Raw genomic sequence first — 22,869 nt, 5'->3', positions numbered from 1 at the left:
AGTGTGATGTGCCGTATGATGATTGCATCGCGCGTAGCGTGCATAGCGATCAAATTTTAACCGTTTATTCACAATTCTATGTTTTCACGAAATGAACGCGGCTTCACCCTCATCGAGCTCCTCGTGGTGATCGCCATCATCGGTATCCTCTCGTCGGTCGTCCTGGCGTCACTCAACAGCGCCCGTAAGAAGGGTCGCGATGCACGCCGTATCTCCGACATCAAGCAGCTTCAGTTGGCGCTCGAGCTCTTTTATGACAATAACTCGAGCGAGTATCCGGATGCTCTCTCGCAGCTTGCGCCGACATACATCTCAGTCGTGCCGACAGATCCTCAATCGGGCTCGTACTCGTTCGATAACCTTACGAGCGCGGGTGCAGCATGTACGCAAAGCGGCGGTGTCTGTGCGAGCTACATCCTCGGCGCAACGCTTGAGGATACGGCGAACGCAGCGCTCAGTCAGGACATCGACGGTACGGTGGGTAGCGTAACCTGCACCGATCCGATGTACTGTCAGCAACCGTAAGTTTGTTATTCATTAGCGGATTAACGCAATCATAACTATGTTTAATCGATCTCAGCGCGGCTTCACCCTCATCGAGCTCCTCGTGGTGATCGCCATCATCGGTATCCTCTCGTCGGTCGTCCTGGCGTCACTCAACAGCGCCCGTAAGAAGGGTCGCGATGCACGCCGTATCTCCGACATCAAGCAGCTTCAGTTGGCGCTTGAGCTTTACTACGATGCAAACCAGCGTTTCCCGACGGCTACCGAAGCGTTTGCCTCAGCAACCACGTCGGTGCTCGTCACCAGCAAGTACATCTCGGCGCTTCCGCTTGATCCGACGACGCTCGCGCCGTACAGCTATGCAGCGCTCGCGGCAGACGGTACGACTGCATGTACGACAACGTCTCCAGCGTGCCCAGGCTATGTCATTGGTGCTGATATCGAAGGTGGATCTTCGGCCGTTCCTGCGGGCGATGTTGATACCAATCCGATCGGCGGCATCGACTGCTCTGACAGTGGTGCGACCGCGCGCTTCTGCGTAACGCCGTAGTTTCTCTCTGTTCTGAAGGAAAAGCACACCGAGAGGTGTGCTTTTCTGTTAGAATCTCCGCATGCTCTACGAGGCCGTCGTCTGGCTCGGATTCGGCCTCATCTTCGGCAGCTTCACGAATGTGCTCATCCTTCGCCACGGCACGCGCGCGCTTGATGGACGAAGTTCGTGTCCGAAATGCGGCAGGGTGCTTGCATGGCACGAGCTTCTTCCCGTCCTTTCGTGGCTCATGCTGCGCGGGAAGTGCTCCTCGTGCCGTGCCTCGATCTCCGTCCAGTATCCCGTAGTCGAACTCGCGGCAGGAATCTCGTTTCTTATGCTCGGTCTCGCGCCGCTTCCTCTTATCGCGCAGGTGATCGGGTGCGCGATTGCGATTTTCTGCATCGCGATATTCGTGTACGACCTCTACCACATGATCATGCCTGATCGATGGGTGTGGAGTTTCAATGCTCTGGCGCTCGTATTCTCCCTCTATCTCATGTATCTCTTTGCGCCAACGGGGGAGTGGGTGCCCTACGTGTGGCTTCTCGTGGCAGGGCCGCTGGTTTCGCTCCCGCTTTTCCTCATGTGGCTCATCTCGCGTGGTACGTGGATGGGGTTCGGCGATGTGAAATTCGCGCTCGGTATGGGATGGCTTCTCGGCCTTGGGTACGGATATTTGGCGCTCATGTATTCTTTCGTCATCGGCGCGATCATAGGAGTATTCATCCTTATTCCGCTTCCGCATATCGTGAAGGTCCTCCATTCTCTTGGGATAACTCGCTTGGGAGGAGGGAAGGAGGGATTTACAATGAAGAGCGAAGTGCCGTTCGGACCGTTCCTCATCATCGGCACCAGCATCGTATGGTTCGCTCTCATATATTCCTACGCACCGATTCTCGGCTTTCCCGGGGCTTTAGTCTTGTGGAATTGATGGTAGTGACCGGGATCTTCATGATCCTCTCTGGCGTGGTCCTCTCGACGAACGCGCGCTTCGGCAATCTCATCGTCTTACAGAACCTCGCGCATGACATGGCGCTTTCGGTCCGTCAGGCACAGGTCTACGGTATCGCCGTGCGTCGGTATCAAGGAGTCAATTTCGATGTGGGATACGGGATCCATATCACGCAGCCGGCAGAGGATGCCCTGAGTTCGTACGTGCTGTTCGGGGATGTGAACCAGAACGGCGTTTTCGATACAGGAGAGACGGTCACCTCGACCACGCTCAACGGCGGATACCGCATCGCGAATATCTGCGCCCGAGCGATGAACGGGATCGAGACCTGTAGTTTGTCCCAGCTGAGCATGCTCTTCAGGCGTCCCGAGCCGGATGCGATGATCCGCCGCTCCGCAGGGGCCACGCTCGATGACCGGGCGCGTATCGTGCTGCAGTCTCGCAGCGGCGAACAATCAGAAGTCATCGTCGAAGCTTCGGGCCAGATCTCCGTACAATGACATCTTCTCGCGACATACGTTCTGAGAAGGGTTTCTCGCTCGTCGAGATGATGGTTTCCGTATCGCTTTTCGCGATCATCATGCTGGTCGCCGTCGGTGCGCTCCTGGCTCTCGTGGACGCGAACCGTAAGGCGCGTACGCTCGAGAGCGTCATGAACAACCTCAATATCTCTCTGGACAGCATGGTACGCGCCGCGCGCATGGGTACGCATTACAATTGCAACGGATCAGGTATTCCAGGCGCCGTAGGAGCAGACTGCGCGAATGGTGACGATCTCTTTTCGTTCGCTCCATATGGATCAGATAGCACCCAGCAGAATGAGCGCGCGGTATATTTCATCCAGGGAGGGCGCATCTATCGATCGCTCAACGGCGGCACGAATTCGATCCCGATCACGGCACCGGAGATCTCCATCGAAGAACTGACGTTCTATGTCATCGGAACCCAGCCGGGAGACATCACCCAGCCGAAGGTCGTGGTCGTGGTGAAGGGAAGTGCCGGCAATGACGAGAAAACCCGTACCACGTTCTACATCCAGGCAACCGCGGTGCAGCGTGCGCTCGATATCTGATATGAAAACGCACGAATCACAAAAAGGGATGACGCTCATCGAGACCTTGGTCGCGATCACCATCCTCACGGTGGCGATCGTGGCGCCGATGTCACTCACCATGCAATCGCTTTCCGCTGCGTATTACGCACGTGACCAGATCGCGGCATTCAATCTCGGACAGGAGGCGATCGAATCGGTGCGCTCGATCCGCGACGGGAATATCCTGCGCATCGCCTATGATCAGCCTGATCCGGCGTGCACCCCGATGACGCTGCTATGCAATATCCCGATCGGCACACCATTCACCATCGATACGCGCAATAACGCCATCGCTACCTGCTCGGGCACCTGTCAGTATCTGCAGACTGATGGGGACCTCTACGGGTACAGTACCGGATGGGCGAGTACCAAATATCGTCGGACCGTCGAGGCGGAGTACGTCGAAGGTACGCAGGATGAGATCCGCGTCACCGTCACTGTCGAATGGACGACGGGCGGCCTCAATCAGCTCCGCACGTTTACGATCTACGAGAATCTGTACCGCTGGGTTAACGATGGAAGCGTATGATGAAAAACCAGCGCGGCTTCACGATATTGTTCTCGGCACTCGTAGCGTCCTTGGTCCTTACGCTGGGCATCTCGATTTTCAGCGTTGCGCAGAAACAGGTCATCCTCTCGTCCTTGGGGCGCAGTTCGCAATATGCATTCTATGCGGCGGATACCGGCGCTGAGTGTGCGCTGTACTGGGACGTGCGCTATGAATATTTCAGCAGCACGACCCCGGGACTCGATCCGGCATGCAACGGTGCACCGCTCACCATTACCGGCGCGCCGGGAGCGCTGCCATACACCATGGAATTCGAGTTCGAACCGAATGGCTACTGCGTGCAGGTGGCGGTGGAGAAAAAGACGACCGATCCGCGGACGGTCATCCATGCCGATGGTTTCAGCACGCCCTGCTCGGATATTTCGCTCTCCGGTCGCGCGCTCCAGCGCTCCGTCGAGCTCAGCTACTAGGTAGAAAAAAGCGTCGAAAGACGCTAAGCTTCCCGCATGATCCCGAAGGACGTGCGCGCCAGATACGAGAAGCTCAAGGCAAGCATCAATGAATACCGCACGCTCTATCACGTGTATGACAAGGAGGAGATTTCCCCCGAGGCGTTGGATTCACTCAAGCACGAGCTCTCTGAAATCGAGAGCGAGTATCCTGCGCTCATAACGCCGGATAGCCCATCACAACGCGTGGCAGGAGAGCCGCTCCCTGGTTTCAAGAAGGTGAAGCATACGGTGCCGCAGTGGTCGCTCAACGATGCGTTCAGCGAAGAAGACATCCGTGAGTTCGATGCGCGTGTGAAGCGGTTTCTTAAGCAGCAGTTTCCGGATGCGAAGCCGAGCTATATGAGCGAACTCAAGATCGACGGTCTCAAGGTCGTACTGACCTACGAGAAGGGGCTTCTGAAGACGGCTGCGACGCGGGGTGATGGCGAGGTGGGGGAGGATGTGACGCACAACGTCCGCACGATCGAGAGCGTGCCGCTTTCGCTGCCGCGCCCGGTTGATGTCATCGTGGAGGGCGAGGTATGGCTTGGTGCCAAAGAGCTTGCGCGTATCAACAAGGAGCGCGAGAAGAAGGGAGAAGCTCTATTCGCGAATCCGCGCAATGCTGCCGCAGGCTCGATCCGACAGCTCGACCCTCGGGTGGCCGCATCGCGCAAGCTCGATACGTTTATCTACGAATTGGCATCGACCTCGGAAACATATCCGCAGGATCAGGTGGGGGAGCTCACCTATCTGCGCGAACTCGGGTTTAAGGTGAATCCGAACTGCGAGGTCTCGGACATCGAAGGAGTTATCGCTTTTTGGGAGAAGTGGAAGGAAAAAGGACGTAAGCAGGATTATTGGGTGGACGGCATCGTCGTCAAAGTGAACGAAAAGAAATACGAGGAAGCGCTGGGTTATACCGGCAAGGGACCGCGCTTCGCGATCGCGTACAAGTTCCCGGCTGAGCAGGTGACGACGATCGTGGAAGATATCGTCCTCCAGGTAGGACGCACGGGCGTCCTGACTCCGGTGGCACACCTGAAGCCGGTTTCGGTCGCTGGAACCACCGTATCGCGTGCGACGCTCCATAACGAAGACGAGATCAAGCGTCTCGATGTGCGTATCGGGGATACCGTAATCCTGCAGAAGGCGGGCGACGTAATCCCGGATATCGTCAAAGTCTTGCCTGAACTGCGTACCGGGAAAGAGAAGGTCTTTACATGGCCGACAATCGTCGAAGCATGCGGTGGGGATGGTCGCATCGAGCGCGTGCCAGGGACATCGGCATGGCGGTGCGTAAATCGCGACTCAGCGATCTTCGCCAAGCGTCGATTGCGTCACTTCGCATCTCGCGCCGCATTCGATATCGAAGGCTTGGGGAAGGAGACTGCGGAGCTTCTGGTGGACGAGGGTCTGGTCAATACGTATGACGAGATATTCACGCTCACCGAGGGCGATCTTCTGGCGCTCGAAGGTTTTGCTGAGATTTCCGCACGAAAGCTGATCGAGAATATCAATAAAGCACGCATGGTATCGCTTTCGCGCCTCCTCTATGGTCTTTCCATCGATCATGTGGGTGAGGAGACGGCGCGATTGCTCTCACAGCATTTCGGGATTATCGATAAACTGCGCGCTGCTTCGGTCGAAGAGCTCACGTCAGTAAACGGAGTCGGCGAGACGCTCGCGACTTCCATTCACGAGTGGTTCAGGCGGAAGGAGAAGGCAGCCATCCTTGATCGCCTGCTCGAGCATCTCAAAGTAGAAAAGGATGCGGCTCCGGCAAGGAACGGCCGATTTGCGGGAAAGACCTTCGTCCTTACGGGCACGCTTGAGCGCATGAGTCGCGAGGAGGCGGAGGCTAAAATCCGTTCCTTGGGAGGTTCCGCATCCGGCTCGGTATCGAAAAAGACCTCGTATCTCGTCGCGGGCGAGAGCGCTGGTTCGAAATTAGACAAAGCCCGACAGCTGGGCGTCCAGGTGCTGAGCGAGGAGGAATTTGCTAGGATGCTCGGATGACACAGATCGACGTCGCTGCGCTCGCCAAGCTTGCCAAGCTCGAAGTCTCGGCCGATGAGCTGGCCAAACTCGAGAAGGAGATTCCGGAGATCCTCGGTTTCGTCGAGACCATCCAGGCGGTGGCAGCTGAGGCTGGGCATAAGAGTCCGGTACATCGAAATATCATGCGTGAGGACGCGAATCCTCACGAGACCGGATTGCACACCCGCACGCTCCTTGATGCGGCTCCGGCACAGAAGGATGATCAGGTGGCGGTGAAGCAGGTCATTTCCAAGTAGTATGGATCTCTCGAAACTCACTATCTCCTCGGCGCGTAAAGCTCTTGATGCGAAGGAATTCACGGCGCTCGAACTCACCGATGCGTATCTTGCGGAGATCGAGAAGCGCGATCCGGAAATCCATGCCTACCTCGAGGTGTGGAAGGATTCGGCGCGAGAAGAAGCGAAGGCGGCTGATGAGCGCATCGCAAAAGGCGATGTGAAGCCGCTTACCGGTATCCCGATCGCGGTGAAAGACAATATTCTCATCAAGGGTCGCATCGCATCTTCCGCATCGAAGATGTTGGAGAACTATCGTGCGTCATACGATGCGACGGTCATCACCAAGCTGAAAGAACAGGGGGCAATCTTTCTTGGCCGCACCAACATGGATGAATTCGCGCTCGGCGGTTCTACCGAGAACTCGGCATTCGGACCGACGAAGAATCCGATCGATACGGCACGTGTGCCGGGCGGCACTTCCGGTGGTTCGTCGGCAGCGGTCGCGGGGAATCTCGCGCTTGCAGCACTTGGATCGGATACCGGCGGCTCCATCCGTCAGCCGTCCGCATTCTGTGGCGTCGTGGGACTGAAGACCACGTATGGCACCGTATCGCGTTTCGGACTCATGGCCGCAGCATCATCGCTCGATCAGATCGGTCCCATCACGAAGAACACCGAAGACGCGCGCATCATGCGCGAAGCGATCGCAGGATATGACGCGAATGACAGCACGTCGCTTCCTGAGAATGTGCGCACCGCGGCGAAGAATCTGAAGAAAGTCATCGGCGTACCTCGTGCGCTCCTTGAAAAGGGGGTAGATCCCGATGTGCTTGCTGCGTTCGAAAAGACGCTCACCGATCTTCGTACCGCAGGATATGAGGTCCGTGATATCGAGCTGCCGAACCTTGCGCATTCGCTCGCGGTCTACTACATCATCAATCCTGCCGAAGTCTCGACCAACCTTGCGCGCTACGACGGCATCCGCTACGGACTCTCCGTTCCTGCGGAAGATATCTCGAGCGTCTATGAGAAATCGCGCGGTCAGGGCTTCGGTCCGGAAGTGCGCCGCCGCATCCTCGTGGGGACGTTCGTTCTCTCGTCCGGATACGCCGATGCGTACTATCGAAAGGCGCGTGCTGTCCGTGCGCTCATCCGTTCCGATCTCGAGAAAGCATTCGAGGGTGTCGATGCTATTGCAACACCGACGTCGCCGATCCCGGCGTGGAAGCTTGGTGAGAAATCGGATCCGGTCGCGATGTATGCAGCGGACATCTTTACCGTGCCGGTCAATCTCGCAGGTGTCCCTGCGCTCTCGGTTCCATCGGGATCAGTGCAGCGTGATGGAAAGGCTCTTCCGGTAGGTTTCCAGCTCATCGGTCCACATCACGGAGAAGACGCGCTTCTTATGATCGGCGCTGATGTTGAGAAGGCTGCCTAAGGCCAAGCAGGGCAGGATATAATCCGGTGATGGAGGGAAATTCGCCGGTATACGAATTCATAGAGGTTACCGAACATCCGGATTGGGCAGCGATCGCCCAAGAGGAGATGCGTACCGGCTGGTCGCCCGAGTCGGTTTTTCTCTTGTGGGGGCCGATCTATCCTTTGGCGGTCATCGTCTCCTTATTGTTCTGTGTCGGTATCGCATATTGCGCATTGCGTATCTCGCAGATACGTAAGATCGAGCATGCGAACTTCCATAGGCACGCGCACTCCGTGCATCACGAGGACGTGCCGCGAACGCGCTTGCGCTGGAATCGCATCATGGAACATGCGAATTCCAACGATGAGCACCAGTGGCGATTGGCGATCCTCGAAGCGGACATCATGCTCAATGAACTTCTTGATGTTCTGGGGTACAAGGGCGAGACCATGGGTGAGAAGATGAAAATGGTGAACCGCGCGAACTTCAATTCCATCGATGAGGCATGGGAAGCGCATAAGGTCCGTAACCGCGTCGCGCATGAAGGATCGGAAAACCCCCTCACCGAACGTGAGAAGAATATCGTCATCAGTCAGTACGCCCGCGTTTTCAAGGAATTCGGATTCATCTAGATTTGCCTCACACTTCCTCGTGAGGTATACTACGCACTTCATAGCGGGGTGGAGCAGTAGTAGCTCGCCAGGCTCATAACCTGGAGGTCGCGGGTGCAAGTCCCGCCCCCGCAACAAGCAAACACAAAGCCGCCGTACGGGCGGTTTTGTGTTTGTGCAGTCGCGGGGAGAAAAGCGCCGGTGCGCTTTTCGTGCTGGACTTGCAAGGCGGAGCGATGTTTCGCCAGTGGGCGAAACCGCGAGCCGGGGTCGCGGAAATCTTCGCGCGACGGCGCGAAGATTATCCGTGACCAAGCCCGCCCCCGCAACATCAGGGCCGAGAAATTTCTTGCTTCGACGGAAGCAAGAAATGTTCTTGACCAAGCCCGCCCTGCGTACATATGGCATACTACCGCCATGCAGAACGTGACCGAAAGCGCAGGAGGTATCGTGCTTAACCAGCTCAATGAGGTGATCGTCGTCAGTCAGCGCGGTGATTCGTGGTCTCTGCCGAAAGGTCATGTTGATCCGGGAGAGACGCCGCAGCAAGCGGCGGAGCGTGAGATTATCGAAGAATCAGGCGTCACGCAGCTGGCGTTCATTCGCGACCTCGGGTCGTACGAGCGCTACAAGATCGGTAAGGGCGGGGAGGGAGAGGATACGAGTGAGCTGAAGCGTATCCATATGTTCCTCTATAAGACCCTGCAGCAAGCGCTTGCACCGACCGATGCTGATAATCCCGAGGCGCGATGGGTTCCGATCGATGACGTCTCGAAATTACTCACGCATCCCAAGGACAAGGAGTTTTTCGAGAGCGTAAAAGGAACGTTGAAATAAGCACGTTAAAATGATACGTTTGGCAGGACGTCGGGTCCTCGCATGCTCATGCGCCCGACTGCGTTCGGAAAAAATGAGAATATGGTATATCCTCATTTTGTTCCTCACTTGTCGGGGTAGCTCAGTTGGTTAGAGCGTGGCATTCATAAAGCCAAGGTCGTGGGTTCGACCCCCACCCTCGACACAAATATACGAAGTGGATTTGTGTCGAGGGCTGTGTGCCTGCGCACACAGCGTGTGGGGGTCGAAAGGCGGAGCGATGTCTCGCCAGCAGGCGAGACCGCGAGCCGGGGTCGCGAAAATTTCTGTCCGACGGGACAGAAATTATTCGTGACCGACCCCCACCCTCGACACTACGATAGAATAGAGAGATGGAGTTTATAGACATCATCGGTATCGGCTCGGCGGCCCTTACACTGACCGCCTTTGTCGGTAATGAGTGGAGCAAACTTGATGCGGAAAGCCTTACCTACGACCTCTTGAACTTCGTCGCATCCATAGGCCTATTTACGTATGCGTACCATTCGGGAGTGCTGCCGTTCATGGTGGTGAATGCTGTCTGGGGCTTGGTTTCCGGCATGGATGTGGCGAAGCATCTCTTAGGGAAGAAGGGTTTGAAAAGGGGAGGGAAGTGATATATTGTACGGGCTCATGCGGCTTAGCCGCCTCTGAATGCGGGTGTAATCGTGAGCTCATACACCCGCTGCGCTCGGAGAAAGAGTATGCTAGCATCCTCTTTACTCCTCACTTGCGGGTGTAGCTCAATTGGTTAGAGCATTCCCCTGTCACGGGAAAGGCTGCGGGTTCGAGTCCCGTCACTCGCGCAAAACGCCAACCCCGACGCATGCCGTCGGGGTTGTTGCGTTTTTCAGCAGAGTGGCGGGACTCGAAAGATTTTGCGGCGGACCCGTCAGCAGACGGGGTCGCAAAATCAGGGCCGAGAGGAATGAGGAGCGACGGCGACGAATGAGCTCTTGGCCGAGACGATGCCTATGGTCGCGAAAAAATCTGTCCGACGGCGCAAGAAATATCTGTGACCGAGTCCCGTCACTCAAACCTACACCACCATCAGCCCGATCCCTCCCGCAACGAGCGCACAGGCGAGCAGTTTCAGGAGCACGTGTTTCTCATGGAAATACTTGCGACCGAAGACGATTGCACCAAGGATCTCCAAGGACCGCTTCACCGCCGTGATGACAGAGGCCGGGGCGAACAGGAACGCGAAACTGAAGAGCATGGTCGCGACACCGGCGAGAAGCGATTGTGCGAAGAAGACCGGTTTGAACATGCGACGGGTGACATCTTCGCCGGTCTGAAGCTTTGCGGCTGCTGCGATCGCAACCAGCAGGAACACGTGCATCAATGTCTGCTCGGCTTCGACTGAATTGAAATACGTGATGTTGTACTTGTAGAGCGTGATCGTCCCTACCGCGCAGATCGCCGACATGAGCGAGAGCAGCTTGCCGCGACGGCTGAGGCCGTGATTGAGAAGAAGGATGAGGAGCGCGATGACGATAAGAGATACACCGAATACCTGATTGATGGAAAGCGGGTATCCAAGCGCGAGGTCTGCCGCAAGAAGCAGGGGGATAGTGAACGTGCGCAGGAACGCGAACGTGCTCCTATCGGCCTGAACCATCGCGTGCAATGAGAAAAGAAGAAGCGCTATCTCGAGGCCGAGTCGCGCTCCGAATGTCGGAAGACTATCGTACGAAAACCTGAATTCTCCCCACGTGAAGCTGTAGATGACGAGGAAGACCGTGGCCCAGAAGCCGCTCAGGAACCCCATCGTATAGAGGGTCTCTTTACGGTGCTTCACTTCGTAGCGGCCGATCGTAGCGCTTGCTTCGGCGAAGAGTTCGCCGACTGCGATCAGGATGACACCGAGCATCTGCGTATTGTAGCAGTCGTACTAGCGGCGCTTCGATCTGATTTCGTTGATCTTGGTCTCGCGGAACTTCTTGAATTCATCCTGGAGAAGCATGAGCTCTTCTTCTTCCATATCCTCGATGTCGATGAGCATGTCGCGCGCAGGGCGGACGGCGCGGATGAGCTCGTCGAGCTTGAGCTGCATCGCGCGCGCATCGCGGTTCTGAGTGTTCTGGATGAGGAAGACCATGAGGAAGGTGAGGATGGTCGTCATCGTATTGATGAAAAGCTGCCACGTGGTGGAAAAATTGACCAGCGGCCCCGCGAATGCCCACAGCAAGACGATGGAGAGGGCTATGGCGAATGCCCATGGGGAACCCAAGCTTGCACTTGCGCGGTGGGATAGCTTCCTGAACATCTCATTCATACCGACCAGTATACCTCCAAAATGAAGCGTGCAAGGGAATCTTCATCTTCACCTCATCATCGAGATGGTTTAATCCGGATGTCAGCGTCTTCGCGCTTTCGGGGGTCATATGCCGCATTACGTCACTCAGGATGGACAGTCAGGACCCGCGGGCGAGGAGACACACATGCTTGATGAATTGCGTCGTGCGAACGCCATGCTGCGCACGCTCATCGCGGCTGCGCCGCTTCCTATCATCGTGCTTGATCCGGATAGCGGTATCGTGCGTCTCTGGAATCCTGCGGCCGAGCGTCTTTTCGGATGGAAGGCGTCCGAGGTTTTGGGGAATCCGGTACCGTTCGTACCGCGGGACAAGGTGGAGGAATTCGAGCACTTCCGGACCCGCGCCGCTCACGGCGAGACTTTCTATGATATCGAGACATTCCGGCGCACGAAATCCGGTTCCCTCGTGCATGTGAATCTTTCCGCTGCGCCACTATACGAGGATGGGCGCATTACGGGCGTCATGAAGATCGTGAGCGATGTGACCGCGCGTCGCAAAGCGGAGGATGCACTGCGTAATTCCGCACGCACCAAGGATGAATTCCTGGCGACTTTGGCGCATGAGTTGCGCAACCCGCTCGCTCCTTTGCGTAACGCCATAGAGATATTGCAGATGCAGGGAGAACGCAGCGCGGAATCGCAATGGGCGCTCGACATCATGAGCAGGCAGATGAAGCAGATGACACGTCTCATCGATGATCTTCTGGATATCGCGCGCATCACCGGTAACAAGCTCGAGCTTAAGAAAGAAGTGATCCCGCTTGCCGATGTGCTGCGCGTCGCGATCGAGACCTCGAAGCCGCTCATCGAATCGTCCGGCCATGAATTCTCGGTCACGATGCCGGAGGGTTCTGTCTTCCTGAAAGGAGATCTCGTGCGCATCGCACAGGCGATCTCGAACCTCCTCAATAATGCGGCGAAGTACACGGAATCCGGCGGACATATCTGGCTCACCGCAGAATGTCGTGGCAGGGAAGTGGTGATCGTCGTGCGGGATTCCGGTATCGGTATCTCTGCGGAGATGCTCCCGCACGTGTTCGACATGTTCCGGCAAGCGGAGAATTCTTCCGGAACGAAAGGAGGGCTCGGTATCGGGCTCACGCTCGCGAAGCGTCTCATCAAGATGCATCACGGCTCCATCCATGTGGAGAGTAAGGGGCATGGCAAAGGAAGCTCGTTCGCGGTCCACTTGCCGATCGTCGTGGATGAATCAGTGGAACGACCGCATCGAAGCGCGCCTACCCCTGCGGCGTCTATGCGCATCCTCATCGTGGACGACAACGAAGATGCGGTCTCGACACTCAACATGATGCTGCATCTTGCCGGACACCAGACACGGACGGCACGTGACGGTATCGAGGCGGTCGATCTCGCCAATACGTACCGACCGAATGTGGTCCTCTTGGACATCGGTATGCCGCGGATGAACGGGTACGAAGCGGCGGAGACCATCCGTAAGCAGTCGTGGGGGCAGAATATGGCGCTCATCGCGATGACCGGATGGGGGCAGGAGAGTGACCGCATGAAATCGAAGGCGGCCGGATTCGACGAGCACCTCGTGAAGCCGGTCGATCCGCAGGTCCTTCTGCGCCTCTTGAAGCGTATCGAAGAGAAGGGTATCGCATTAGTCTGACGTGTTAAGGTGGGCCGATGACCGTTCGCGAACTCTACGAGCGATATCAGGTGCCGCCGTGGCTGCAGCTGCACCAGCTGCGCGTGGCCGCAGTAGGGGAGATGCTCGCGAAGCATATTCAGGGCGCGGACAGCAGGCTCGTCCTCTCGACATGTCTCTTGCACGATATCGGTGCGATCGTGAAATTCGATTTCACCTATACCACGCATTCTGCCCTGCGATCACTCTGCCCACCAGATGAGATCCCTCATTGGGAGGGGGTGCAGGAGAAGATCCGGTCTCGATATGGAGCAGAGGAGCATGAGGCGACCGACGCGATACTGGATGAGTTAGGCAAGGGGGCTGAGCGGAGGATCTTTGATCAGCTGGGGTTGCGCAATATGATGCAGATACTGATGAGTGAGGATGTGAATCTGCAGATCGTGCAGTATGCGGACATGCGCGTCGGACCGTTCGGTGTCCTCTCGGTACAGGAGCGCCTTGCAGACGGGGCCGCGCGATATGCGGCTGCCTGGAAAGAGGACGGGACCGCACATATCGCTGATACGTTCCCGGTAAACGTCCTGAAGCTTGAAGAGATGCTCTTTTCCGGTATCGACCTGAATCCTGAAGACATCGCCGATGCGTCCATAACGGCCCGCATAGGGGAGCTTTGGGACTACGCGATTGCGTGATATCTTGGCTCCACTAGCCGACGTAGCTCAGTTGGTAGAGCACGTCCTTGGTAAGGACGAGGTCACCGGTTCAATCCCGGTCGTCGGCTCACGAGCGTAGCGAGAGGCCCGACCGGGATTGAACGGGGGAGGGTCGGAGGGGGACCCACCGGACCCCCTCCGTGTCGGAAGTTATTCGAAACCGAGGGTTTCGAAAGCGCAGCCGAGAATACGGCGAGCAGTGAAATCCCGGACCGTAAGATTGAAAATCCAGCATTTTCGCGTAGGATATCCGCATTGCCGAAGTAGCTCAGTTGGTAGAGCACGTCTTTCGTAAAGACGGGGTCACCGGTTCAATCCCGGTCTTCGGCTCCAAGAGGGTGTACACTTCAGGAAGAGGAAAGGAGGTCGCGCATGCGAGTATTCGCGGACTGCCGTAATCGGCTCAATGAGCCTCAGTTTGTTGCTGAGCTCGACCCTGATCACGAGGAAGTCATACTCATGCTTTTGAATATCGGTGAGACATCGGAAGAAATTCCGCTTCCGTCGCGAGACGGTGAAGGTATCTCGCGATTTCGAGTGTGGGACCTCGTCCAATGGGAAGGCGCGATACGTATCATGTTGGTACGTGCAGTGCCGTTGCATTGAGGGGCGCAGATGCGCCCCTCTTGCTATACTCCCGCCATGCAAGGGAAAGAGGTGATCGAGGCACGCATCGTAGAGATCGAGGCGGCAATGGGGTTGCCGGATTTCTGGTCGGATAAAGATAAGGCACAGGCGACACTGAAGGAGTACCAAGATCTGAAGGCGAAACTTGCGGGTGCAGGCTCCTACGACAAGGGTGACGCAATCATCTCGATCATCGCAGGCGCGGGAGGGGATGATGCGGAGGATTTCGCGCGCATCCTTTACAGCATGTATGCCAAATACGCTGCCAACCGCGGATGGAAGAATGCACTCCTCTCATCCAACGAGAATTCGATGGGAGGATTCCGCAGTATCTCATTCGAAGTAAGCGGCAACGGCGCATACGGCGCCTTGAAGAAAGAAGCAGGCGTGCATCGCTTGGTGCGTATTTCTCCCTTCGGCTCCGCGGGAAAGCGGCAGACCTCGTTCGCGCTCGCGGAAGTATTGCCGAAACTGCCCGACGTGGGTGATGACCATATCCCCGAGACCGATCTTGAGATCACTGTCGCGCGCAGCGGCGGCCCCGGCGGACAGAACGTAAATAAGCGCGACACGGCCGTGCGCATGACGCACAAGCCGAGCGGAATTTCCGTCCATGTCACGTCGGAGCGCAGCCAGCTCCAGAACAAAGAGAAAGCGCTCGAGATGATCCGCGGAAAGCTGTTCCAGATGCGTGAAGCGGCAGCGGAAGCGGAAGCGCGCGGACTTTCGGCGGGGGCTTCGACAAAGATCGAGTGGGGAAGCCAGATCCGCTCGTATGTGCTGCATCCGTACCAGCTCGTCAAAGACCATCGTACCGAGCATGAGCGCCGTGACATCGAGAAGGTGCTCGAAGGGGACATCCAGTCGTTCATAGACGCCGCGCAGCGAGTAGAATAGAAAACCCGGGTTTTCTATTCTCGAGCCAGCAAGTCTATATAAAGCGAGGCTTTCTATCGACGCTGAAAAGGAGCTGGGGGCCTAGGATTCATGAAATTGTTGCACCTCGCATGAGTGGGGTATAATGAGGTCCGTGATTTATTTCGATCGAGTGACGAAGAAATATAGCGATGGCGTGCCCGCTGTCGAAGACATCACCCTCTCGATCGATCCGGGAGAATTCGTATCCATCGTCGGGCATTCCGGTGCCGGTAAGACGACCCTCCTCAAGATGCTGTTCGCTGAGATCTTCCCGACGGAAGGGACGGTCTATTTCGGCTCGCGAGAGATCGCGGGTCTTTCTGATAGGGAGCTCCTCGGTCTTCGCCGCAACATCGGCACCATCTTCCAGGATTTCCGTCTTATCCCATCCAAGAACATCTACGAGAACGTAGCGTTCGCCATGGAAGTGGCAGGGAAGCCTGATGAGGACATCCAGGCGGATGTCCCGCATGTACTCGATCTCGTGGGTCTCAGCGACAAGCTCTGGCATTTCCCGCGACAGCTCTCCGGCGGTGAGCAGCAGCGCGTCGCGATCGCGCGCGCGATCGTCAACCAGCCGGACGTCCTCATCGCCGATGAGCCGACGGGCAACCTCGATCCGGTGAACACGCATGACGTCGTGGAGATCCTCAAGAAGATCAACAACCTCGGGACGACCGTACTTCTCACTACCCACAACAAGACCGTTGTCGACTCGGTCGGCCGTCGCGTCGTGACCTTGGATCAGGGTCGCGTCGTGCGCGACGATAAGGAAGGTAAATACACTCTGTAATATGTCATTCTGGGTAACCACCAAACGTGTCGCGCGCTACGGTCTCATCGGCTTCATCCGTAACGGTTTCGTTTCGCTCTCCGCGATCTTCATCATGCTCATCACGCTCTTCGTGATGGCATGCCTTATGGTTTCCGGCGCTGCACTCCAGTCCACGCTCGATCAGCTTACCAACAAGGTGGATGTGAACGTCTACTTCACCACCACTGCGTCGGAAGAGCAGGTGATGCGCGTGAAGCAGGATCTTGAGCGATTGCCGGAAGTCGCGTCGGTCGCGTATACCTCACGCGAGCAGGCGCTGACGGAGTTCCGTGAGCGCCATAAGAACGAGCAGATGACCATCCAGGCGCTCGATCAGCTCTCGGAGAATCCGCTCGGTCCGTCGCTTGCTATCCGCGCGAAGGAGACGTCGCAGTACGCATCGATCGCGCAGTTCTTGGAGACCCAGCAGGGGACGGATAGCACCATCAGCAAGGTCAACTTCTTCCAGAACAAGACGGCGATCGATCGCCTCACCAACATCATCGAGACCTCGCGCACCGTCGGCATCGCCGCGGCTATCTTCCTCGCCGCAGCGAGCGTGCTTATCGCGTTCAATACCATCCGTCTCGCCATCTATACCGCGCGTGATGAGATCGGGGTCATGAATCTCGTCGGTGCAGGGCATTGGTATGTCCGCGGCCCCTTCGTTGTTGCGGGTATTCTCTACGGCCTCATTTCCGGCATCATCGTGCTTCTTATCCTGTACCCGTTGGCCATCTGGCTTGGGCCTGCGTCTGAGGCATTCTTCGGCACTTTCAACGTGTTCGACTACTACGTGAGCTCGTTCCCGAGCCTTTTCTTCACCATCATCGGACTCGGCATCGCGCTGGGAGCCATCTCGAGCTTCCTGGCGGTCCGCCGGTATTTGCGTAGCTAGGGTTATGCACAGTCATTCCGGTCACGATGGATATTACTGACTAAGATACAGATATTCCGGTTATGACGGCAACGCGTGCGCGCGCAAACAACCATAAATACATATTCGTGATCGGAGGCGTCATGTCAGGCGTCGGTAAGGGGATCGCGACTGCCTCGATCGGCAAGATTCTTGCCGCACGAGGTCTCAAGGTGAATCTCGTGAAGATCGATCCGTATCTCAACGTAGATGCGGGGACTATGAACCCGACGGAACACGGCGAGGTGTTCGTCTTGGATAGCGGCCTCGAGACCGACCAGGACATGGGGAACTACGAACGCTTCCTCAATCGCGATCTCGGCCCCGAGGACTACATGACCTCCGGCATGATCTATAAGCAGGTGATCGATCGCGAGCGCAACCTCGGCTACGGCGGCAAGTGTGTCGAGGCAGTGCCACATGTGCGTGACGCCGTCGTGGAGCGTTTGAAGCGTAGCGCGCAGCTCGCGAAATCCGATGTGACCGTGATCGAGATCGGCGGGACATTGGGGGATTTCTCGAACGCGCTCTTCATCGATGCCGCACGCGTCATCCATCTTCAGAATCCGGCTGATTGTCTTTTCGTAATGGTCTCCTACATGCCGGTGCCGGGGACCATCGGCGAGATGAAGACCAAGCCGACGCAGAATGCCGTGCGCCAGCTTAATGCCTACGGCGTGCAGCCGGATTTCCTCATCGCGCGTGCGAATACGCCGCTCGATGATAAGCGCAAGGAGAAACTTTCGATCCAAGTGAACATCCCGGCGGATCACATCATTTCCGCACCGGACGTCGATTCCATCTACGATGTGCCGCTCAATTTCGAGCGCGACAATCTCTCTGACATCCTCCTCAAAGCGCTCAATAAGAAAGGTAAGCAGGCGTCGGACATGAATGAGTGGCGTAAGTTCGCGGCGCATGCGCACAATGGTCGCGAGAAGGTTAAGATCGGTATCGTCGGCAAGTATTTCGATACGGGGGATTTCGTGCTTTCAGACGCGTATCTTTCAGTCATCGAGGCAATCAAATTCTCCGCGTTCCATCTCGGTGTAAAGCCGGAGATCCATTGGCTCAACGCCAAGGATTACCAGAAGGATCCTTCAAAGGTGAAAGAGCTCTCTCAGTATCATGGCATCCTTGTGCCGGGGGGCTTCGGGGAAAGCGGTATCGAGGGGAAGATCAACGTGATCAAATATGTGCGCGAGAACAAGATCCCGTACTTCGGTCTTTGCTACGGCATGCAGCTCCTTACGGTGGAATACGCGCGTCATGTAGCGAAACTGGCGGGAGCGCACACCACGGAGATCGATCCGAAGACCAAGCATCCGATCATCATGATCCTGCCTGAGCAGATCGAGAAGATGCAGAAAAAGGATTACGGCGGTTCGATGCGCTTGGGTGCATACCCGTGCAAATTGAAGAGCGGCTCCGTCGCGCAGAAGGCGTATGGGGCAGGGGAGATTTCCGAACGCCATCGTCATCGTTTCGAAGTGAATCCGGAGTATGTTGAGCAGCTTTCTGATGCAGGTCTGGTATTTTCAGGCACCTCGCCTGATGGAAAGCTGATGGAAATCGCGGAATTGCCGAAGGATGAGCATCCATTCTTCCTCGGTACCCAGTTCCATCCGGAACTCAAGGCGCGACCGCTCACACCGCACCCCTTGTTCAGTGCGTTCGTCAAAGCTTCGCTCGCACGGAAGATCAAATAGCTACGAATTGAGGGAGGTGAGGATCACGACGCTGGTGCAGATGATCCATGCGCCGAGTGCGTAGAGGAGGAATTCCCAATAGTCACCCAAAGTAAGTACGAAAAGAAGGGTGCTCGCGAACAGCGATCCTGTCGCGGGGAACCAAAGGCCCGAAAAGATCAGCCGGAGATTGTCCTGCATATCCCTATTGTCGCGTATCTTCCGCATGAACGCTACGTTGAGGGCGGGGGAAAAATGTGTAGAATGGCTAGGAATTGCCAGATCGTCTAATGGTAGGACTACTCCCTCTGGAGGAGTGTATCTTGGTTCGAATCCAAGTCTGGCAACAAATTGAGTGCAACGAGATTTGTTGCCAGACTTGGATAGGGAGGGGGTCGGGGAACGGGAGTTCCCCGTGTCGGAAGGCAGGTCGCTTCGGCGACCGTTGGAAAACCGAGGGTTTCCAAAGTATCCTTGTCTGGCGTACTCGCATGTAATATGGAAATTCACAATCTAGAATTCAGGGAGGTAGACCGCGCTCGCTTTGATGAAATCAAGAGCGGGCTCAAAAGTGTAGAGACACGAGCCGTTAATGAGCAGCACTCTTCAATATAAAGAAGGAGACGATATCCAGTTCATCTGCGGGAGCGATTCGTTCTCAAGAAAAGTCCGGAAAATTTATTTCTGGCCCACAGTTGAGGCGATGCTTGCCGAGGTTCCGATTGCAAAAGTGATGCCAGGATTGCTTACCGTTGAGCAGGTGAAGAATCGATATGCCTCATACCCTCGATATCTCGAGAAAATAGAAGCTAAAGGCATTTTAGGTTTCGAGCTTTCTTAAAGTGCAGTACGAATCGTTTAAAGGTAAAGCCCCGCAGAAGCGGGGCAAGGTAAATTACTTGATACGCGGATCCTTGCCGTGAGCGACCGCATTCATCGCAGTCGCGGTTCTTTGGCGGAAAAGGTCTCCGTTCCCATGTGTGGGAATGACTTGTCGGGCGTACCGGCTTGCGAAATTCATTCGATCGACGAGTTCCATCAAATCAATCTTCGAAAGATCCTCGACCTGTCCGGTCGGCAATACCTTCGTCGCCAACGTCAGAGAATCAGGCAGTTTCTCACTATTCATCAGAGTCTCCTCATGTCAAAGCCATACAACTAGCTCCAATCTAGCACGGGAAGAGTGGTACACTTAATCCCATGAAATACCTCCTGCCCGGCATCTATCTCGCCATAAGCGCTTACTTCATCTTCACCCAAGGCCTTTTCGGCGAGAGCTTCATCGCGCTCATCCTGGGGATGCCCTGGACGCTGATCCTCGCCTCTTTCGAGTTCGGCGGCGTGAGCGGCGATCTCGCGTACGTGCTCATCCTCGCTCCTATCGTACTTAATGCCTATATCCTCTACGTAGTAGGGAAACTGCTCAGCCGCCGTCGCGCGTAGCTTAAAATAGTCCCATGGCGATGTTCAGGGAACATATCGCATGGGGTGCCATCGTCGCGATGGTGGTCGTTGTCGCGCTCTATTCATACGCGCTCGTCACCGACATCGCGCTCCTCGTGTTTCTTTTCGGCGTTACCGTCATCGGCTCATTTTTGCCCGATACGGACAGCGATTCGAGTATGCCGTTCTATCTCGTGTTCGGGGCGATGACGCTTGCGGTGACGACGGTGGTTACGTTCTATACGCTCGCTTCGGCGTATGCGACTGATTGGCGGTATCTTGTCGGCATCCCCGGAGCGTCTTTGGTCTTTTTCTGGGTAGTGGTCGGCGGCATCATCAAGCGACTCACGCATCATCGCGGTATGTTCCACTCGCTGCCGGCTCTGGGTATAGCCGCCGTCGGAACCTTTCTTCTCGCGAAACACTACGGATTCTCTCAAGAAGTCGCTCTCTATTTCGGCGGAGCCATGGCGGCGGGATTCTTCACGCACCTCATCCTCGATGAAATCTATGCGGGCATCACGCTTGATGGCGTCTTGTTCAATCCGAAGAGCACCTTCGGTGGGGCGACGAAACTCTTCGGTACTTCTGCGCCGGTGAATACCGCGACGTACACGCTGCTCGCGACCCTTATCTATGTGGCACTCCGCTAATATGAGGATCGCACTCGTCATCGCGCTTCTTTTGGTGCCGACAGGGTACGCGCAGGCGGTTTTTTACAACAATACGGAGACGATCGAGGTGGGTGACGGTTCGCTACCGGAACCGAGTCCGGATTCGACGAACAATACCGGCAGCACTGCAACACCGGGCGGCGGAAACGGTCCCGGTTCGCAGGCAGGGGGCACCGTTGTGCCGAATGATCCTGCACCGAATACACCCGAGACGACTCCCGATGATCCAGACGATTCCGATGATCCGGACGTGGAAGAGCTCGTGAATACGCTTCTTAGCGGCGGCGCGCTCACAGGCGTCGGTGCGCAAGGCAGCGGTACGACCGCGGCTACGGCGAGCGGGGGACTCGGCGTACGCGTCATCGGCGCGAAAGTGCGACAAGTTCTCTCGGGGGACGTCGACCTGCGCGAAATACTTTCGTATTGGCGTAAGGGAAAAGGGAAGGCTTCGGATGCAGAGCTCGGTCTCATCGCCGCATCTACGGCGCTGCGCGATACGAACGTGCAGGAGGTCGCGTTCACCGCGTCGTCGTATGAGATCGTGTATCGTTCGCGTGGCTATCTTCTGGCGATCATACCGTGGTCGCTGCCGGTGCGGGTGAAGGTGATTCCCGCGGCGCCTACTTTGGACGAGCGCGTGAGCGTGAAGCTGCCGTGGTACCGCTTCTTCGTACGGAAGTTCTTCACCGTGAAGGGCTTGCAGCGGGACATCGACGAACTCATCGTGAAGACGAAGAACGAGAATACCGACGGCGATATCGATCAGACCGTGCTCCTTTTCGAGGCGACCGCACAATTCCTGCGTACGAAGGTCGGTACCGTAGCCGATTCCGTCCTCCTCGGCGTTCCGCAACAGTAATCAATCTTCGACGAGTTCGGTGTACACCACCAAGCGATGGCTGTAGGTGTTGATCGACGGGATGAATTTCCGTGCACAGGTGATGAAATTGAGATGGCGTCCGTCGCTATTCGCGAAGATGTATTCCAAGGGGAGCTTGTCGTATTCGTACACGCGCGAATCGGTGACGCGGAAGTGGAGCTTCTCGCCGCGCATGTTTACCACGTAGATATCGTCACCGATCTTCACATTCCGGAGCTTATTGAAGGCGGCATAGACGTGCGCATCCATGACGGCGCTACCCCGGTCTCCCGGCACAGTGCCATAACGATACCAGCCGACGTTCTTCGTCTTCCCATCCGGCACGTCCATCTCGCCCGTCGCGGTCACACCGACTTCGATGACCGAGGTGTCGAGTTGTATAGAGGGCATGATGAGGCGCGCAGGGTTATCTGTCGGATCCGGAAGACGTTCCTCGAAATGCGCATCGCCCATCGCGGTGGTAGTGGCTCCGGCATCCGGAGCGAGCGGGGTAGGAGTGCTCGCTGCATGCTCGATAACGGGTACCACGAGTACCGCAAGCGCAAGGGAAGAGAGGAAGATCAGAAGTGAACGCGCCATGAAGTCTCCGTAGGATAAACGTCTTCATGCACGTGCGCGAGCGGGACAATACAAGAAATTTCATGAACAAAACGGCCGCGTGAGCGGCCGTTTTGACTCGAGGATCCTCGTTACGCCGTCCTGACGAGACGGACGATATAGAGGCCGATGATGGCGCCAAGCGTCGCTACGACGAGGCTGTAGAGATTGAAGCCTGTAACTCCGGCATTGCCGAATGCGTTGAAGAGAAGGCCGCCGATCATAGCCCCCACGACGCCGACGACGATGTTCGCCAGGACGCCCTGGGATGCGTCGGTGCCCATGATGAGCGACGCGATCCATCCAGCGACACCTCCGAGAACCAAGAATGCAATGATACCCATAGTTTGTTTGTCTAACGAACCTGTCGCAGACAGGCACTAATACGGCTTATCGTACGGATTGATGATGTACCGAAG

General features: G+C 56.4%; 29 protein-coding genes and 6 tRNA genes. 29 read left to right on the top strand and 6 right to left on the bottom strand.

The window, feature by feature from the left end; all coding sequences use genetic code 11:
- The first annotated feature begins 78 nt into the window (after positions 1 to 78).
- The 16 genes from JNK62_01050 to JNK62_00975 all read left to right on the top strand — a co-directional run bounded on the left by JNK62_01050 (position 79) and on the right by JNK62_00975 (position 10,051).
- Entirely contained in the window at positions 79 to 525 is a 447-nt protein-coding gene (locus tag JNK62_01050; protein ID MBL8158106.1) for a type II secretion system protein, read from the top strand.
- A gap of 37 nt (positions 526 to 562) precedes the next feature.
- Positions 563 to 1,054: a prepilin-type N-terminal cleavage/methylation domain-containing protein gene (locus tag JNK62_01045; protein ID MBL8158105.1), complete on the top strand. Its 492-nt coding sequence runs from the start codon at positions 563 to 565 to the stop codon at positions 1,052 to 1,054.
- Positions 1,055 to 1,115: 61 nt separating this feature from the next.
- Positions 1,116 to 1,967 carry a prepilin peptidase gene (locus JNK62_01040; protein MBL8158104.1) on the top strand — a complete coding sequence of 284 codons (852 nt, stop codon included), beginning with the start codon at positions 1,116 to 1,118 and terminating at the stop codon, positions 1,965 to 1,967.
- Positions 1,967 to 2,488 (top strand): hypothetical protein, encoded by a 522-nt coding sequence (locus JNK62_01035; protein MBL8158103.1) that lies wholly within the window; start codon positions 1,967 to 1,969, stop codon positions 2,486 to 2,488. Before JNK62_01040 ends, JNK62_01035 begins: the two co-directional genes overlap by 1 nt.
- Complete coding sequence (locus JNK62_01030) at positions 2,485 to 3,060, top strand: prepilin-type N-terminal cleavage/methylation domain-containing protein (protein MBL8158102.1); 576 nt, start codon at positions 2,485 to 2,487, stop codon at positions 3,058 to 3,060. Before JNK62_01035 ends, JNK62_01030 begins: the two co-directional genes overlap by 4 nt.
- A 1-nt stretch (position 3,061) precedes the next feature.
- Entirely contained in the window at positions 3,062 to 3,610 is a 549-nt protein-coding gene (locus JNK62_01025) for a prepilin-type N-terminal cleavage/methylation domain-containing protein (GenBank protein MBL8158101.1), read from the top strand.
- A complete protein-coding gene (locus tag JNK62_01020; protein ID MBL8158100.1) occupies positions 3,607 to 4,059 on the top strand; it encodes a hypothetical protein in 453 nt (150 codons plus the stop codon). Before JNK62_01025 ends, JNK62_01020 begins: the two co-directional genes overlap by 4 nt.
- Before the next feature lie 36 nt (positions 4,060 to 4,095).
- A complete protein-coding gene (gene ligA, locus JNK62_01015) occupies positions 4,096 to 6,099 on the top strand; it encodes an NAD-dependent DNA ligase LigA (GenBank protein ID MBL8158099.1) in 2,004 nt (667 codons plus the stop codon).
- Positions 6,096 to 6,377 (top strand): aspartyl/glutamyl-tRNA amidotransferase subunit C, encoded by a 282-nt coding sequence (locus tag JNK62_01010; protein ID MBL8158098.1) that lies wholly within the window; start codon positions 6,096 to 6,098, stop codon positions 6,375 to 6,377. Before ligA ends, JNK62_01010 begins: the two co-directional genes overlap by 4 nt.
- Before the next feature lies 1 nt (position 6,378).
- Positions 6,379 to 7,797, top strand: coding sequence for an Asp-tRNA(Asn)/Glu-tRNA(Gln) amidotransferase subunit GatA (gatA, locus tag JNK62_01005; protein MBL8158097.1), 1,419 nt, complete (start codon positions 6,379 to 6,381; stop codon positions 7,795 to 7,797).
- A 29-nt stretch (positions 7,798 to 7,826) separates the two neighbouring features.
- Positions 7,827 to 8,411, top strand: coding sequence for a hypothetical protein (locus tag JNK62_01000; GenBank protein MBL8158096.1), 585 nt, complete (start codon positions 7,827 to 7,829; stop codon positions 8,409 to 8,411).
- Between the two features lie 42 nt (positions 8,412 to 8,453).
- Positions 8,454 to 8,525 (top strand) — tRNA-Met (locus JNK62_00995).
- A gap of 282 nt (positions 8,526 to 8,807) precedes the next feature.
- Positions 8,808 to 9,227: an NUDIX domain-containing protein gene (locus JNK62_00990; protein MBL8158095.1), complete on the top strand. Its 420-nt coding sequence runs from the start codon at positions 8,808 to 8,810 to the stop codon at positions 9,225 to 9,227.
- Between the two features lie 110 nt (positions 9,228 to 9,337).
- Positions 9,338 to 9,411 (top strand) — tRNA-Met (locus JNK62_00985).
- A 187-nt stretch (positions 9,412 to 9,598) separates the two neighbouring features.
- The gene (locus JNK62_00980; GenBank protein ID MBL8158094.1) at positions 9,599 to 9,862 is read left to right on the top strand and encodes a hypothetical protein; all 264 of its coding nucleotides are present in this window, start codon (positions 9,599 to 9,601) and stop codon (positions 9,860 to 9,862) included.
- A gap of 115 nt (positions 9,863 to 9,977) precedes the next feature.
- Positions 9,978 to 10,051, top strand: a tRNA-Asp gene (locus tag JNK62_00975).
- Positions 10,052 to 10,284: 233 nt separating this feature from the next.
- On the opposite strand, the gene JNK62_00970 is transcribed toward JNK62_00975, so the two are convergent.
- A complete protein-coding gene (locus JNK62_00970) occupies positions 10,285 to 11,118 on the bottom strand; it encodes a hypothetical protein (protein ID MBL8158093.1) in 834 nt (277 codons plus the stop codon).
- 21 nt (positions 11,119 to 11,139) lie between these two features.
- Positions 11,140 to 11,523: a low affinity iron permease family protein gene (locus JNK62_00965; GenBank protein MBL8158092.1), complete on the bottom strand. Its 384-nt coding sequence runs from the start codon at positions 11,521 to 11,523 to the stop codon at positions 11,140 to 11,142.
- A gap of 109 nt (positions 11,524 to 11,632) precedes the next feature.
- On the opposite strand from JNK62_00965, the gene JNK62_00960 reads away from it, so the two are divergent.
- The 8 genes from JNK62_00960 to JNK62_00925 all read left to right on the top strand — a co-directional run bounded on the left by JNK62_00960 (position 11,633) and on the right by JNK62_00925 (position 18,877).
- Positions 11,633 to 13,198, top strand: a complete 1,566-nt coding sequence (locus JNK62_00960; protein MBL8158091.1) for a response regulator — start codon at positions 11,633 to 11,635, stop codon at positions 13,196 to 13,198.
- 17 nt (positions 13,199 to 13,215) lie between these two features.
- The gene (locus JNK62_00955) at positions 13,216 to 13,872 is read left to right on the top strand and encodes an HD domain-containing protein (GenBank protein MBL8158090.1); all 657 of its coding nucleotides are present in this window, start codon (positions 13,216 to 13,218) and stop codon (positions 13,870 to 13,872) included.
- A 16-nt stretch (positions 13,873 to 13,888) separates the two neighbouring features.
- Positions 13,889 to 13,961, top strand: a tRNA-Thr gene (locus tag JNK62_00950).
- Positions 13,962 to 14,150: 189 nt separating this feature from the next.
- Positions 14,151 to 14,226, top strand: a tRNA-Thr gene (locus JNK62_00945).
- Between the two features lie 309 nt (positions 14,227 to 14,535).
- Positions 14,536 to 15,417: a PCRF domain-containing protein gene (locus JNK62_00940; protein MBL8158089.1), complete on the top strand. Its 882-nt coding sequence runs from the start codon at positions 14,536 to 14,538 to the stop codon at positions 15,415 to 15,417.
- Positions 15,418 to 15,541: 124 nt separating this feature from the next.
- Positions 15,542 to 16,231, top strand: a complete 690-nt coding sequence (gene ftsE, locus JNK62_00935; GenBank protein MBL8158088.1) for a cell division ATP-binding protein FtsE — start codon at positions 15,542 to 15,544, stop codon at positions 16,229 to 16,231.
- A gap of 1 nt (position 16,232) precedes the next feature.
- On the top strand, positions 16,233 to 17,150 hold the full coding sequence (locus tag JNK62_00930) for an ABC transporter permease (protein ID MBL8158087.1): 918 nt from the start codon (positions 16,233 to 16,235) through the stop codon (positions 17,148 to 17,150).
- 62 nt (positions 17,151 to 17,212) lie between these two features.
- Positions 17,213 to 18,877, top strand: coding sequence for a CTP synthase (locus JNK62_00925; GenBank protein ID MBL8158086.1), 1,665 nt, complete (start codon positions 17,213 to 17,215; stop codon positions 18,875 to 18,877).
- Here the strand turns inward: JNK62_00925 and JNK62_00920 are convergent, their stop codons facing one another.
- On the bottom strand, positions 18,878 to 19,057 hold the full coding sequence (locus JNK62_00920) for a hypothetical protein (protein MBL8158085.1): 180 nt from the start codon (positions 19,055 to 19,057) through the stop codon (positions 18,878 to 18,880).
- 75 nt (positions 19,058 to 19,132) lie between these two features.
- Between JNK62_00920 and JNK62_00915 the strand changes: the two genes are divergently transcribed.
- A tRNA-Gln gene (locus JNK62_00915) sits at positions 19,133 to 19,203 on the top strand.
- A gap of 245 nt (positions 19,204 to 19,448) precedes the next feature.
- Positions 19,449 to 19,697, top strand: coding sequence for a hypothetical protein (locus JNK62_00910; GenBank protein ID MBL8158084.1), 249 nt, complete (start codon positions 19,449 to 19,451; stop codon positions 19,695 to 19,697).
- A 54-nt stretch (positions 19,698 to 19,751) separates the two neighbouring features.
- On the opposite strand, the gene JNK62_00905 is transcribed toward JNK62_00910, so the two are convergent.
- Positions 19,752 to 19,985 carry a hypothetical protein gene (locus JNK62_00905; GenBank protein MBL8158083.1) on the bottom strand — a complete coding sequence of 78 codons (234 nt, stop codon included), beginning with the start codon at positions 19,983 to 19,985 and terminating at the stop codon, positions 19,752 to 19,754.
- A gap of 71 nt (positions 19,986 to 20,056) precedes the next feature.
- Between JNK62_00905 and JNK62_00900 the strand changes: the two genes are divergently transcribed.
- From JNK62_00900 to JNK62_00890, 3 genes are read left to right on the top strand one after another with little or no spacing between them, the layout of a single operon-like run.
- Positions 20,057 to 20,299 carry a hypothetical protein gene (locus tag JNK62_00900; GenBank protein ID MBL8158082.1) on the top strand — a complete coding sequence of 81 codons (243 nt, stop codon included), beginning with the start codon at positions 20,057 to 20,059 and terminating at the stop codon, positions 20,297 to 20,299.
- Between the two features lie 14 nt (positions 20,300 to 20,313).
- Complete coding sequence (locus JNK62_00895; protein MBL8158081.1) at positions 20,314 to 20,952, top strand: metal-dependent hydrolase; 639 nt, start codon at positions 20,314 to 20,316, stop codon at positions 20,950 to 20,952.
- A 1-nt stretch (position 20,953) separates the two neighbouring features.
- Positions 20,954 to 21,832 carry a hypothetical protein gene (locus tag JNK62_00890; GenBank protein ID MBL8158080.1) on the top strand — a complete coding sequence of 293 codons (879 nt, stop codon included), beginning with the start codon at positions 20,954 to 20,956 and terminating at the stop codon, positions 21,830 to 21,832.
- Here the strand turns inward: JNK62_00890 and JNK62_00885 are convergent, their stop codons facing one another.
- Positions 21,833 to 22,432 carry a class F sortase gene (locus JNK62_00885; GenBank protein ID MBL8158079.1) on the bottom strand — a complete coding sequence of 200 codons (600 nt, stop codon included), beginning with the start codon at positions 22,430 to 22,432 and terminating at the stop codon, positions 21,833 to 21,835.
- Between the two features lie 110 nt (positions 22,433 to 22,542).
- Positions 22,543 to 22,794, bottom strand: a complete 252-nt coding sequence (locus JNK62_00880) for a GlsB/YeaQ/YmgE family stress response membrane protein (GenBank protein MBL8158078.1) — start codon at positions 22,792 to 22,794, stop codon at positions 22,543 to 22,545.
- Positions 22,795 to 22,869 lie beyond the last annotated feature (75 nt).

The sequence above is a fragment of the bacterium genome (genome assembly GCA_016789445.1).
Lineage (GTDB): Bacteria > Patescibacteriota > Minisyncoccia > Phycocordibacterales > UBA2100 > UBA10103.
This window is presented reverse-complemented; position numbering and strand designations above follow the sequence as displayed.